Origin of the sequence: Burkholderia sp. MSHR3999 (genome assembly GCF_000833595.1) — a bacterium.
In the GTDB taxonomy this organism is placed as follows: domain Bacteria; phylum Pseudomonadota; class Gammaproteobacteria; order Burkholderiales; family Burkholderiaceae; genus Burkholderia; species Burkholderia ubonensis.
The window spans coordinates 827,318-840,025 of sequence record NZ_JRFO01000006.1 but is presented as its reverse complement, the minus strand read 5'-3'; the positions used below and the strand labels follow the sequence as shown (position 1 = coordinate 840,025).

General features: G+C 70.9%; 13 protein-coding genes and 2 pseudogenes. 5 read left to right on the top strand and 10 right to left on the bottom strand.

Features of this window, described 5'->3' with window-relative positions:
• Positions 1–80: 80 nt before the first annotated feature.
• The 5 genes from KY49_RS21125 to KY49_RS21105 are packed head-to-tail and all read right to left on the bottom strand — an operon-like array spanning position 81 to position 3,172.
• Positions 81–278, bottom strand: a complete 198-nt coding sequence (locus tag KY49_RS21125) for a DUF1289 domain-containing protein (RefSeq protein ID WP_042586461.1) — start codon at positions 276–278, stop codon at positions 81–83.
• Positions 275–781 carry a YbaK/EbsC family protein gene (locus KY49_RS21120; protein WP_010090477.1) on the bottom strand — a complete coding sequence of 169 codons (507 nt, stop codon included), beginning with the start codon at positions 779–781 and terminating at the stop codon, positions 275–277. Before KY49_RS21120 ends, KY49_RS21125 begins: the two co-directional genes overlap by 4 nt.
• A 34-nt stretch (positions 782–815) precedes the next feature.
• The gene (locus tag KY49_RS21115; protein ID WP_042586460.1) at positions 816–1,748 is read right to left on the bottom strand and encodes a hydroxymethylglutaryl-CoA lyase; all 933 of its coding nucleotides are present in this window, start codon (positions 1,746–1,748) and stop codon (positions 816–818) included.
• Between the two features lie 31 nt (positions 1,749–1,779).
• Positions 1,780–2,721, bottom strand: coding sequence for a 2-hydroxyacid dehydrogenase (locus KY49_RS21110; protein ID WP_042586459.1), 942 nt, complete (start codon positions 2,719–2,721; stop codon positions 1,780–1,782).
• Between the two features lie 4 nt (positions 2,722–2,725).
• The gene (locus tag KY49_RS21105; protein ID WP_010090481.1) at positions 2,726–3,172 is read right to left on the bottom strand and encodes a VOC family protein; all 447 of its coding nucleotides are present in this window, start codon (positions 3,170–3,172) and stop codon (positions 2,726–2,728) included.
• Positions 3,173–3,624: 452 nt separating this feature from the next.
• Here KY49_RS21105 and KY49_RS21100 point away from each other — a divergent pair, with 452 nt between their 5' ends.
• Positions 3,625–4,248 carry an RBBP9/YdeN family alpha/beta hydrolase gene (locus KY49_RS21100; protein ID WP_042586458.1) on the top strand — a complete coding sequence of 208 codons (624 nt, stop codon included), beginning with the start codon at positions 3,625–3,627 and terminating at the stop codon, positions 4,246–4,248.
• A 108-nt stretch (positions 4,249–4,356) separates the two neighbouring features.
• Here KY49_RS21100 and KY49_RS21095 read toward each other — a convergent pair.
• From KY49_RS21095 to KY49_RS21085, 3 genes and pseudogenes are all read right to left on the bottom strand, one after another.
• Positions 4,357–6,476 (bottom strand): annotated as a pseudogene (locus tag KY49_RS21095) (phosphocholine-specific phospholipase C).
• Between the two features lie 42 nt (positions 6,477–6,518).
• Positions 6,519–6,797, bottom strand: coding sequence for a hypothetical protein (locus tag KY49_RS21090; protein ID WP_042586899.1), 279 nt, complete (start codon positions 6,795–6,797; stop codon positions 6,519–6,521).
• A gap of 145 nt (positions 6,798–6,942) precedes the next feature.
• A complete protein-coding gene (locus KY49_RS21085) occupies positions 6,943–7,863 on the bottom strand; it encodes a LysR substrate-binding domain-containing protein (protein WP_042586457.1) in 921 nt (306 codons plus the stop codon).
• Positions 7,864–7,977: 114 nt separating this feature from the next.
• Here KY49_RS21085 and KY49_RS21080 point away from each other — a divergent pair, with 114 nt between their 5' ends.
• Positions 7,978–8,625 carry a glutathione S-transferase N-terminal domain-containing protein gene (locus KY49_RS21080; RefSeq protein WP_042586456.1) on the top strand — a complete coding sequence of 216 codons (648 nt, stop codon included), beginning with the start codon at positions 7,978–7,980 and terminating at the stop codon, positions 8,623–8,625.
• On the opposite strand, the gene KY49_RS21075 is transcribed toward KY49_RS21080, so the two are convergent.
• Entirely contained in the window at positions 8,617–9,894 is a 1,278-nt protein-coding gene (locus tag KY49_RS21075; RefSeq protein WP_042586455.1) for an MFS transporter, read from the bottom strand. The genes KY49_RS21080 and KY49_RS21075 overlap by 9 nt on opposite strands.
• 99 nt (positions 9,895–9,993) lie before the next feature.
• Between KY49_RS21075 and KY49_RS21070 the strand changes: the two genes are divergently transcribed.
• The 3 genes and pseudogenes from KY49_RS21070 to KY49_RS21060 form a co-directional block, all read left to right on the top strand.
• Positions 9,994–11,016 carry a LysR substrate-binding domain-containing protein gene (locus KY49_RS21070; protein ID WP_407060258.1) on the top strand — a complete coding sequence of 341 codons (1,023 nt, stop codon included), beginning with the start codon at positions 9,994–9,996 and terminating at the stop codon, positions 11,014–11,016.
• 95 nt (positions 11,017–11,111) lie between these two features.
• A complete protein-coding gene (locus KY49_RS21065; protein WP_042586897.1) occupies positions 11,112–11,339 on the top strand; it encodes a type II toxin-antitoxin system Phd/YefM family antitoxin in 228 nt (75 codons plus the stop codon).
• A gap of 29 nt (positions 11,340–11,368) precedes the next feature.
• Positions 11,369–11,599: pseudogene (locus tag KY49_RS21060) on the top strand (type II toxin-antitoxin system VapC family toxin); the annotation flags it as partial.
• A gap of 21 nt (positions 11,600–11,620) precedes the next feature.
• On the opposite strand, the gene dapA reads toward KY49_RS21060, so the two are convergent.
• A complete protein-coding gene (gene dapA, locus KY49_RS21055; protein WP_042586454.1) occupies positions 11,621–12,514 on the bottom strand; it encodes a 4-hydroxy-tetrahydrodipicolinate synthase in 894 nt (297 codons plus the stop codon).
• Between the last annotated feature and the right edge of the window lie 194 nt (positions 12,515–12,708).

Below are 12,708 nucleotides of genomic sequence, written 5' to 3'. Positions count from 1 at the left end.
GATGCGTGCTGTGACGTTGATCACGTTCACAGGATTCCGATTCGAGATGCCGTTCGCCCGTCAGGCTGAACGGCATTTTTTTATGCGTCGCTTGCCGCGAGCGCGCGCCGCGCGTCGAGCCGCGCGAGCACCGCGCGCTTCGCGTCGTCGTCCGACGCGCGCCATCCCTTGATCTCGTCGCGGGTGCGCAGGCAGCCCGCGCACCATTCGGTGCGCGGATCGATCTTGCACACGCCGGTGCACGGCGATGCGATGGCGCTTTGCGGCACGTCGCTCATGCGGTCTCCCGCAGCGCGACGTCGGCGACCGGCGCGCCGGTCAGCGTGACGAGCTCCTGCGGCGACAGGTTGAACACCGCGTGCGGATGGCCGGCCGCGGCCCACAGGCTGTCGAGCGCGAGCAGGTCGGCGTCGATCAGCGTGACGGGCTCGACCAGATGGCCGATCGGGCACACGCCGCCGATCGCATAGCCGGTGTTGTCGCGCACGAACTTCGCGTCCGCGCGGCCGACCTCGCCGACCTGCGCGGCGACCTTCTGCTCGTCGACGCGGTTCGCGCCGCTCGCGACGACCAGCACCGGCGCGCCGTCCGACTGGCGGCGGAACAGGATCGACTTCGCGATCTGCGCGACCGAGCAGCCGAGCCCGGCCGCCGCCTCCGCGGACGTCTTGCCGGTTTCAGACAGCATCACGATGCCTTTCGCATGGCCGCGCTCGCGCAGCAGCGTCGCGACGCGTCGCGCGGAATCGGGGAGGGAGTCGAATGAAGTGGGTGTCGTCATGTAGTCGGATCCGTTGAATGCATGAAGCCTGGGGTCAGGCGCAGCTCGGCGCGTCGGCCGCGCTTTGCGCCTTCGCGAGCAGCGCGCGGCCGGCGCGCGACACGTTCGCGCGGCCGATCGCGTTGGAGATGAATTCGCCGGCGGCGACGACCTGCGCGAGATCGACGCCGGTGTCGATGCCGAGGCCCTGCATCAGGTACAGCACGTCCTCGGTCGCGACGTTGCCGGTCGCGCCCTTCGCGTACGGGCAGCCGCCGAGGCCCGCGACCGACGCGTGGAAGATCCCGATCCCTTCGAACAGCGCCGCGTAGATGTTCGCGAGCGCCTGCCCGTAGGTGTCGTGGAAATGGCCCGACAGGCGCTCGCGCGGAAACACGCGCGCGACCGCCGCGAGCACCTCGCGCGTGCGGTGCGGCGTGCCGACGCCGATCGTGTCGGCGATGTCGATCTCGTCGCAGCCGAGCGCCGCGAAGCGCTCGACGACGTCGACGACCGACGCGACCGGCACGTCGCCCTGGTACGGGCAGCCGAGCGCGCACGACACGCTGCCGCGCAGCCGCAGGCCCGCATCCTTCGCGGCCTTCGCGACCGGCTCGAAGCGCGCGATGCTCTCGGCGATGCTGCAGTTGATGTTCCGCTGCGAGAACGCCTCGCTCGCCGCGCCGAAGATCACGACCTCGTCCGCGCGCGCGGCGAGCGCGCCCTCGAAGCCCTTCAGGTTCGGCGTGAGCACCGAGTAGACGGTGCCGGCGCGCCGTTCGATGCCGGCCATCACGTCGGCGCCGTCGGCCATCTGCGGCACCCATTTCGGCGACACGAACGACGCGGCCTCGATGTTGCGGAAGCCGGCGCGCGACAGGCGGTCGACCAGCGCGATCTTCACGTCGGTGGGCACGAAGGTCTTTTCGTTCTGCAGCCCGTCGCGCGGGCCGACTTCGACGATCTTCACGGCGGTGGGGAAGGTCATGACTGTCTCCTTGTCTTTGGAATGCGCGTTTTCAGTAGCCGCGCGCGTAGTCGACGATCCCGCTGACGGGCTCGCCGCGCTCGAACGCGCGGATCTTGCCGGCGATCTGCTCGACCGCTTCCGCGCGCAGCGTTTCGGCGGAGCTGTGCGGCGTGATCGTGATGCGCGGCGCGCGCCAGAACGGATGGTCGTCCGGCAGCGGCTCGTGCTGGAACACGTCGAGCGTCGCGGCGGCGACGCGGCCGCCCGCGAGCGCGTCGAGCAGGTCGGCCTCGACCAGATGCGCGCCGCGCGCGACGTTGATCACGTAGGCGCCGGGTGCGAGCCGCGCGAACGTGCGCGCGCAGAGGATGCCGTCGGTGTCCGGCGTGCTCGGCAGCAGGTTGACGAGCACCTTCGCGCCGTCGACGCACGCGTCGAAGGCGCCGTCGCCCGCGAAGGTCTCGATGCCGTCGAGCTGCTTCGGGCTGCGGCTGTAGCCGCGCACCGGCAGGCCGAGCGCGGCGAGCGCTTGTGCGACCTGCGCGCCGAGCACGCCGAGGCCGAGCACGGCGACCGTGAAGGTCGCGCGCGGATGCGGGTCGAGCACGTGCCAGCGGCGCTCGCGCTGCAGTGCGTCGTATTCGTCGAAGCGGCGCAGGTAGCGCAGCACCGCGTGCGTCACGTACTCGACCATCTGCTGCGCCATGCCCGAATCCTCGAGCCGCACGAGCGGCACGTGCGGCGGCAGCGTGCCCGGATGCGCGCGTTCGAGCGCGAGCAGCGCGTCGACGCCCGCGCCCAGGTTGAAGATCGCGCGCAGGCCGTCGCGCGGCGCGAACAGCTCGCGCGGCGCGCGCCACACGAGCGCGTAGTCGGCGGCGGCCGTGTCGCCCGGCTGCCACGCGCGCAGCTCGGCTTCCGGCAGCGCCTGCGCGAGCTCGTCGCGCCATGCGCCGGCTTCCTGATGCGGTGAATGGAACAGGATCTTCATGCGGTTACTTCGCGAACAGCTGGCCGATGTCGGCGAACGCCTTGAATTCGAGCGCGTTGCCGCACGGATCGAGGAAGAACATCGTCGCCTGCTCGCCGACCTCGCCCTTGAAGCGGATGTGCGGCTCGATCACGAAGCGCGTGTGCGCGGCCTTCAGCTTGTCCGCGAGCGCGTGCCATTCGTCCATCGCCAGCACGACGCCGAAGTGGCGCACCGGCACGTCGTCGCCGTCGACCGGGTTGACCGCGCTCGCGCCCCCCGCGTCGGTTTCGTGCGGCGCGAGATGCGCGACGAGCTGGTGGCCGAAGAAGTCGAAATCGACCCAATGATCCGAGCTGCGGCCTTCCGGGCAGCCGAGCAGGCCGCCGTAGAACGCGCGGGCATCGGCGAGGCTCGACACGGGAAAGGCAAGATGGAACGGGCGCAGCGCGCCGGCGGGCGTAGCGGGCATCGGGTGTCTCCTTTCTGGAACCTCACATTCTACGGTTTCGCGGCGGGTTGCGTCGGCGGGCGGGGGCGCGATCCCGCCCGCCGAAAAGCAAAGCACGAAATATTGGTTCGGCCGCCGCGCGCGGCGCGCCACAATCGGGCTTCGTCTTCAAGCTAGGGTCTGTTTACATGTGGAACGCACATGCGAATGCCCGAAATCGCTCGGAGGGCAAGAAGCGAGGAGCGCCGTTTGGCCGAGCCAAACAAGCGACGAGCGACGCCGCCATACGGGCGATTTCGGGCATTCCCCTGGAATGAATTTTTTAGTTTGGGGTTGCCACGAGAACGGCCGCTCGCCGCGTTGCGCTCCTTGGCGATACGTCCAGTATTCGCGGCGTCGCACGCCTCGCGAGCGGCCGTTCTCGTGGCAACGCATGTGCGTTCCACATGTAAACAGACCCTAGGAGGGCAATCATGGGCGCATGCAGCAAATCGGTCTGGCCGCCGCGGCTCGTCACCGTTCCCGGCCTGCACGGCAGCGAAGGCGCTCACTGGCAGACCTGGCTCGAACGGCAGTTCCCGCGTTCGCTGCGCGTCGAGCAGGCGGACTGGGACGCGCCGGATCTCGCGGGCTGGGCGCAGTCCGTGCGCACGCTGCTCGAACGCGAGCGCGGCCCGTTCGTGCTCGCCGCGCACAGCTTCGGCTGCCTCGCGGCCGCGCACGCGCTCGCGCAGTGGCCGCATGCCGGCGAAGTCGCGGGCGTGCTGCTGGTCGCGCCGGCCAGCCCGCGGAAGTTCACGTTCGCCGGCGCGTTCGACGCGCGGCGCCTCGCGGTGCCGTCGATCGTGATCGGCAGCGAGACCGATCCGTGGATGTCGTCCGGCGATGCCCGCACCCTCGCGCAGCGGCTCGGCAGCGCGTTCGTCAACCTCGGCGACGCGGGCCACATCAACACCGCAGCCGGCTTCGGGCCGTGGCCGCGCGCGAAGTACTTCATCGATACGCTCGTGCATTGCGCGGCGCCGCTGCGGTTTCGTGAGGAGACGGGAGAGTTCGATGCCGCCTTCGCCGGCAGGGTGCTCGCGCACGCGATCTGACGCAGTGCGAATCCACGACGCCGCGCGCCACCACGAAAAACGCCCTGCGGCGCGGGCCGAGGCCCGCCCTGCAGGGCGTCGTCTTTCGACGCGCGGCGCGAGCGGCCGTTACGCGGTGACGGGCTTCACCGCCGCCGGATCCGAATAGCTCGGCCGCCCGTTCTCGACGTGACCTGCGAAGCGGCGCGAGAACGTGCCGTTCGCGCCGTCGCTCACCGTCACGTCGTACCACTGGTGGCTCGACGCGAGCAGCCATTGCTCGACGCGCTCGTCGCCCGCGTGCAGTGTCACCTGCCGCGCCGGCGCGCCGTACGCGTTGTCGGTCAGCGTCAGCGTGACGTGGCCCGTCCCGTGATTGCGCAGTTTCAGGTACAGGTTGCCGTTCGCGACGTCGTAGCCGGCCTTGACTTCCGGCTGCGCGTGATTGCGGCGATGCGCGGCCGCGGCCGACGCGTTGCCCGAGAAGATCCGCACGAAGCCGTTCGGCCCGTACACCGAGAACGCATACGCGCCGTGCGTCGCCGACAGGTCGAAATCCGCGTGCAGCGTGCGGTGCGCGCCGACCGTGTAGCGCCACGGCCCGTCGCCGCGGTTCGTCGCATACACGTTGAAGTGCGCGCCCTGCTCGCCGCGGTTCGCGAATTCGATGCGCAGCCGGTTCGCGCCGTCGACGCGCGCGTTCACATGCAGTTCGTACGGCAGCGCGCGCGCGCCGGCCGCACGCCCGGTTCCTGCGGATCGATCGGCGCCGGTTGCGCGGGCACGGTCGGCGCGGGCTGCGACGTGCACTGCTGGTCGGCGATCGAGCGGTACTGGCTCGTGTCGGGCAGCGGCGGGAACGTCGCGTCCTGCGTGCGGAAATCGAACGCGGCGCGCAGGTCGCCGCACACCGTGCGGCGCCACGGCGTGATGTTCGGCTCGTCGACGCCGAAGCGCTCGCCGATGAAGCGGATCACCGACGTATGGTCGAACACCTGCGAGCACACGAAGCCGCCCTTGGTCCACGGCGACACGACCGTCATCGGCACGCGCGGGCCGAGGCCGTACGGCAGGCCGTCGGCCGTGTAGCTGCCGCCGCGCCCCGGGTTCACGACGGTGTGCAGCTCGCCGTCGGTCGTGACGGTCGACGCGCCCTGCGCGGCCGACGTCGGCGGTTGCGGCGGCACGATGTGATCGAAGAAGCCGTCGTTCTCGTCGTACATGATGAACAGCACGGTCTTGCTCCATACGTCCGGGTTCGCGGTGAGCGCGTCGAGGATCTGCGACGTGTAGTTCGCGCCGTAGGCGGGCGTGTATTTCGGATGCTCGGAGAACACCGCGGGCGGCAGCAGCCACGACACCTGCGGCAGGCGGTCGTTGATCACGTCGGACTTCAGGTCGTCGAGCGTGCGCACCGTCTGCGCGCGCTGGTACAGCGACGAGCCCGGCTGCGCGTGGATGAAGTTCGCGAAGTTCTGCAGGATGTTCGTGCCGTAGTTGCCGTTGACCGGATCGGCCCACGTGAGCCCCTGCTGGTAGATCTGCCACGAGACGCCGCGCGCCTCGAGCCGCTCGGGGAAGGTCTGCCACGTGAGCAGCTGGTACGCGGGCGGCAGGTCGCCGTCGACGTAGTCGGCGTTGTCGAGCAGCGGGCCGCCGAACTTGCCGGTCGGGTCGATCGTGCCCGTCATCAGGTACGCGCGGTTCGGGTGCGTCGGGCCCGGCAGCGAGCAGAAGTAGTGATCGCAGACGGTGAACGCATCGGCGAGCGCGTAGTGGAACGGGATGTCCTCGCGCACGTGGTAGCCCATCGTCATGTCGGTCTTGTTCGCGGGCCACTGGTCGTAGCGGCCGCCGTCGATCGCCGCGTGGGTCTTCGCCCACGAGTGGTCGAGCGCGCCGAGGCACTGCGCGCTGGTCGTCTTCGTGTCGAGCCGGAACGGCAGCACGGGCTTCGCCGGGTCCGCCTTCGACGGCTGGTACCACACGGGCTTGCCGTTGGGCAGCGGGATCGGGAACCGGTCGTTGTAGCCGCGCACGCCGCGCAGGTGTCCGAAGTAATGGTCGAACGAGCGGTTCTCCTGCATGAACACGACGATGTGCTCGACATCGCGGATCGTGCCGGTGCCGCGCGCGGCGGGAATCGCGAGCGCGCGGCGGATCGATTCGGGGAACGCGCCGAGCGCGGCGGCGGCGCCCGCGGACTGCGCGACGGTATGCAGGAAACGGCGGCGGCTGGATGACGTCATGTTTTTCACCTCGGTTCTGCGAACGGGGACGGAAACGGCGGATCAGCCCGGCGTCGATGCGGGGGCGGCCGATGCCGGTGCGGCCGGCTTTGCGCCGTCGTCGTCTTCCGGCGGATAGTGGACGACGGGCGGCGCGAGCGGCGCGGTCGCCGACGCGGCGTTGCCGGCCGGCGCGGCGCTGTTGAATGCGCTCGCCGTGCCGGCGGACCCGCCGGCCTGCCGCGCGCCGTCGGCCGGGTGCGCGCCATGCGATGCGTCGTCGCTGCACGCGGCGGCGGACAGTGCGGCACAAACGGCGAGGGCGGTGGCAAAGCGGCGCATCACATGTCTCCTGCGGGGCTGATCTCGAACGTCGACGAGTATGACGAATCGATGAGGCGTTTCGATGAATCGTTTGCGGCCGGCGCGTGATCGCGGAATGCTTTCGGCGCGGTGACGAATGGCTTTCGGTCGTGCGGGTTGCGCGTCAGCGGCGCGGCGTGCGGCGGCGCACTTCGCTGCGCAGCCAGCCGAGCCACGTGCGGATCGCCGCTTCCTTCGGATGGTCGGGACGCCACACGACATAGTGCGCGTAGACGTCGGTGATGCGCACCGTGGATACGCGCACGAGCGTGCCCGCCGCCAGTTCGGGCTCGATCAGCGAACGGCGCGCGAGCGCGACGCCGCGCCCCTTCAGCACCGCGTCGATCAGCGCGTTCGCGTCGGTGAAGCGCGGCGCGCGCGCGGATTCGGTGAGGTCGAGCCGCGCGGCCTGGAACCACGGCTCCCACGGCTGCGCGGGATGCCGCAGCAGCGTCGCGCGCACGAGGTCGGCCGGCGCGCGCGGCGCGATGCCGTCGCGATTGCGGTACCCGGGGCTCGCGACCGGAAACACGGTCTCGTTCATGAGCTTCTCTGCAACGACGCCCGGCCACGTGCCGGGGCCGTAGCGTAGCGCGACGTCGATGCGGTCGCGCTTGCGCAGCGGCGCGAGCGCGGCGTCCGGATGCAATGCGATGTCGATGTGCGGGTGCGCGGCCGCGAAGCGCGGCAGACGCGGCGCTAGCCAGCGTTCGGCGACGCTCGGCAGCACGCTGACGTCGAGCGTGACGGCGCGCGTGCGCGGCCGGCTGCGCGTCGCGAGCGCCGGCTCGAACGCGCGCTCGAGCACGCTCAGGCCCTGGCGCACCTGCAGCGCGAGCGCATGCGCGGCATGCGTCGGCGTCGCGCCGTTGCGTTCGCGCGTGAAGAGCGGGTAGCCGAGCTGCGCCTCGAGCGCGCGAATGTGCTGGCTCACGGCGCCCTGCGTGAGCGCGAGCGCGTCCGCGGCGCGCGTGAAGCTCTGCAGCCGCACGGCGGCCTCGAACGCGCGCAGCGTCTGCAGCGGAGGAAGATGGATCGGTCGCATGGCCGGTATTAGTAGCACTAATGCCCGAGCACGACAATTCATCGTTTGCCGGCGCCGCCGCCGCGTTCCTACACTCGGCGCCATCTTCCACACGGCCTGCGTGGCACCGTCAACATGAATGCATATCGTCTCTACTATTCGCCGGGCGCCTGTTCGCTCGCCTCGCACATCGCGCTCGAGGAAACCGGCGCGCCGTTCGACACCGAAGTCGTCTCCGTGCGCGAGCGCGACAACTACGGCGACCGCTATCTCGCGATCAATCCGAAGGCGCGCGTGCCCGCGCTCGCGATTCCGGGCGAGCCGCGCGTGCTCACCGAAACGCCCGCGATCCTCGCGTATCTCGCGCGCCGCCATCCGGACGCGCACCTGCTGCCGCTCGACGATCCGCTGCGCGAGGCGCGCTGCCACGAATGGCTCGCGTGGCTCGTCGGCTGGGTGCATGGCGTCGGCTACGGCGCGCTGTGGCGGCCGGGCCGCTTCGTCGACGATCCGGCGGTGCACGGCGCGATCAGCGCGCATGGGCGCGGCGTGATCGACACCGCGAACGCGACGATCGAAGCGAGTCTGGCCGACGGGCGCGAGTGGGCGGAGCCGGGCGGCCATTCGATCGTCGATCCGTTCCTGCTCGTGCTGTATCACTGGGGCGCGGCGATCGGGCTCGACATGACGCGGCACGCGGCGTGGAGCGCCCACGCGCAGCGCGTCGCCGCGCGGCCCGCGGCGCAGCGCGCGCTGGCGGCCGAGGGGCTCCGGTCAGCGTGAGCGGACCTGGGCGGCGGGCCGCGGAAACAGCGGCCACGTCGCGAGCGCGCACGCGGCCGTCGCGAGCCAGACGACGCTCCACGACGCGTGCGCGAGCAGCGGCGGGATCGCGAGCGGCGTCGCGAACAGGCCCAGGTACACGCAGGTGTTCGCCATCCCGAGCGCGGTGCCGGCTTGATTCGCGCCGGCGAGCGTCGCGAGCTCGGTATAGGCGACGCCGTGCCATGCGGACACGCAAACGCCCGCGAGCACCAGCAACACGACGATCGCGGCGGGCGGCACGTGCGGGAACGCGCTGGTCACGGCCGCGAGCAGCGCGAACGACGCCACCGCGACGAGCACCGAGCCGCGCAGGTACGCGCGCCGGTTGCCGCGCCGGTCCGTATGGCGTCCGCTCCACACGCGCATCGCCATCGCGCCGGCCTGCAGCGTGACCATCGCCGCGCTGATGCCGGCGAGCCCGAGCCGGATGACATCGTGCAGGAACACGGTCGCGAACGTGAGCACCGCGAACTGCGGCGCGCACAGCAGGCCGATGCCGAGCACGATCCGCCACACCGGGCCGCTTGCGAGCGGGCTGCGTGCATGCGGCGCGGGCTGCCCGCCGGCGTGCGCAGCAACGGGCGCATCGCGCTCCGGCGGCTCGTGCAGCCAGCGCCAGGTGAGCACGGCCGACACCGCGCACAGCAGCGCGAGCGCGCCGTACACGGCGGCGAAGCCGACGTGCGACGCGAGCGACGGCAGCAGCGCCGCGCCGACGCCGCCGCCGAGCGGCACCGCGGTCTGGCGGATGCTCATCGCGAGCCCGCGCTCGCGTTCGCCGAACCAGCGCATCACCGCGCGGCCGCTCGAGCCGTTGACGCTGCCGCCGAGCAGCCCGACGACGAACAGCGCGGCGGCGACGCGCATCAGCGGCGGCACCGCCTGCGCGGACGGCGCGATCGCGAACGCCATCAGCGCGAGCATCGCGGCGGTCGCGACCAGCCCGGACAGGAGTGTGCGCCGATCGCCGAAGCGATCAGCGGCGATGCCCCACGGCAGCTCGGACAGCGCGACGCCCAGGCCGAGCGCGCCGAGCACGACGCCGAGCGCGCCGTTGTCGAGCCGGTAGTCGGCGCGCATCCAGACGGCGGTGGTCGGGATGCCGGCCGCGGCGGCGGAAAAGCTCATGTTCGCGGCGACGCCGGCCGCGAGCACGCGCCAGCGATGGGCCGGGCCACGCGCGTGGCGTGCCGGCGACGAGGAGGCGAGGGTGGCGCAAGTGTTCATGACGGGGTGCGGGGAAGTGGCTGTTGACGCGCACAGTCTCGCGCCGTACATTCATCCTGAAAATCGGAAAGTTTTTGATGAATCGTTCGATAAAACGGGATGATTGGCATGTCTGAAAGCGATGTGGCGCGATCCGCCGCGACCCAACCCAACTTCGACATCGCGGCGCTGCGCAGCCTCGTCGCCGGGATGGATCTCGGCAGCTTCGCGAAGGCGGCCGACCGGGTCGCGCGCTCGTCGTCGGCGGTGAGCGCGCAGATCCGCAAGCTCGAGGAGCAGGCGGGCACGCCGCTGTTCGTCAAATCAGGGCGCGGGCTTGCGCTGACCGATGCCGGCGACGCGATGCTGCGCTACGCGCGGCGGATGATCGAGCTGAACGACGAGGCTGCCGCCGCGGTGCGCGGCGTGAGTCTCGACGGCTGGGTGCGGATCGGCCTGCAGGAGGATTTCGGCGAGGCGATCCTGCCCGGCGTGCTGGGCCGTTTCGCGCGCGCGCATCCGAAGGTGCGGATCGAGGCGCGCGTCGCGCATAACGCGGAGTTGCTCGAACGGCTCGACGCGAACCAGCTCGATCTCGCGCTGGTGTGGGGCGATCCCGCGTCGGCGGCGTTCGTCGCGCGCACGGGGATCGACAGCGAGGAGATCGCACGCGTGCCGATGCGGTGGATCGGCGCGGCCGGCTCAGGCGCTGCCGGTGTAGGCGCGGCCGGCGTAGGCGCGGCGGGAGACGGTGACGCGGGCGAGCCGTCCGTTCGCATGCGGGACGAACCGCTGCCGCTCGTCGTGTTCGACCGGCCATGCCGCTTCTTCGGCGCGGCGACGGACGCGCTCGATCGCGCCGGCGTGCCGTGGCGCGTCGCGTTCACGACGCCGAGCCTCGCGGGCCTGTGGGCCGCCGCGTCGGCGGGCCTCGGGCTGACGGTGCGCTCGCATTACGGGCTGCCCGCGTCGGTGCGGCTGCTCGACGCTGCGCCGCTCGGCCTGCCCGAATTGCCGAGCGTGCCGCTGATGTTGCTGCGGCGCGCGTCGTCAGCGACGCCGACCGTCGATCGGCTCGCGCGGATCATGACGCAGGCGGTGAGCGGGGCGACTGAAACGCCGGTTGCCGCGTTCGCGACCTGATCCTGGGCGGCAAGCATGCCTTCGGTTGCCCGTTCGGCCGACTGGAGCGAATTGTCCAATCTCGCGACAATGGTGGTCACTCAATGGAGCCCATCATGCAGAACGCAAACCTCCACGACGCCACGCTCGATCTGTCGCGGCTCGTCGATGCCGCGATCGCCGGCGAGGACGTCGTGATCTCGCAGGACGGCAAGCCCTCGGTTCGGCTCGTGCCTCTCGAGCCTATCCACCAGTATGGCCTCCTCAAGGGGCAGATATGGATCGCCGACGACTTTGATGCGCGGCTTCCCGACGACCTGCTTGATGCGTTCGAAGGGAAGTAATGCGGTTGCTGTTCGATACACCCATCTAGGGAAAGTTGGACGTCGATGTGGATCGGCTGGTCGATGCGATCAGGACAAGCAAGCACCACGAGCTGCCGGTTCGGGCCGCGCACGGCGCGGCCGTGCGCAATCTGCCCCATTATCATCGCGACCCGTTCGACCGGCTGCTCGTCGCGCAGGCGTGGTGCGAACCGCTGCTGCTCGTCACCGCCGACGGCAACCTCGCGCAGTACGGCTCGTCCCGAATCCTGACGGTTTGAAACAATTTCGGGAGCGAAATCCTACGCTGCCGCAACAGCCGGCGTGGATGCTTCCAGCGCCGCATGCAGTTCGACCAGCCTCGCCCGCAGCGCGTCGCTCGCCGGCACGAACGGCAGCCTCAACCCATCCTCGCACCAGCCCTGCGCGGCCAGCAGTGCCTTCACCGGCGCCGGATTCGGCTCCTCGAACAGCGCCGCGACGAGCGGCTGCAGCGCGACCGCGAGGCACCGCGCGTCGGCGAGCCGTCCATCGCGCAGCAGCCCGAAGATGCGCACGTGCCACTCGGTCAGCACGTGCGCGCTGCTCGCGATCGTGCCGTGCGCGCCCGCGCACAGCGCCGCGAAGTTCTGGGTGTCGTCGCCGGACAGGATCGCGAGCGGCGTCTCGTGCACGAGACGCGTCATCCGCTCGATGCTGCCGCCGCACTCCTTGACGCCCGCGACGCGGGCGTCGCGCGCGAGCGCCTGCAGCGTCTCCAGCTCGACGTTCACGCCGGTGCGGTACGGAATGTTGTAGACGAGCACCGGCCGGTCGGCGGCTTCGACGATCGCTTCGAAGTGCCGCCGGATGCCGTCCTGCGTCGGCCGCACGTAGACGGGCGGCGTCACGAGCAGGCCGTCGGGGCCCAGCGCCGCAAGCTCGCGCGCGCGCGCCGCGGCGAACTGCGTCGCGCTCGCGGTCAGACCGACGATGATCGGCAGGCCCGGCGCGGCGTCGCGCAGCGTCGCGAACACTGCATCCTGCTCGCGCGCGTCGAGCAACGCGCCTTCGCCCGTCGTCGCGCCCGCGACGAACCCGGCGATGCCGGCGGCCGCATAGCGGCGCGCGAGCCGCGCGAGCGCCGCATGGTCGACGTCGCCGTGGTGAAACGGCGTGATGACCGGCAGCCAGATACCTTCGAAACGTGTTTGCATGCAAAGCCTCATGGTGAAAACGGAAATGGGAAGGAACCGTTCCGCCGACGGGGTGCCGGAGCGAGGCTTGCGAGCGAGGAGAAAGAAACAACCTGCGGGCATCCCGTCCGGCATTCGCCTGACGGGACGCGACGTCCCCGTCAGTCGAGGAGTCGTTTTTTCAGTTTCAGCCCGGCCGCGCGCGCGCCTGCCGC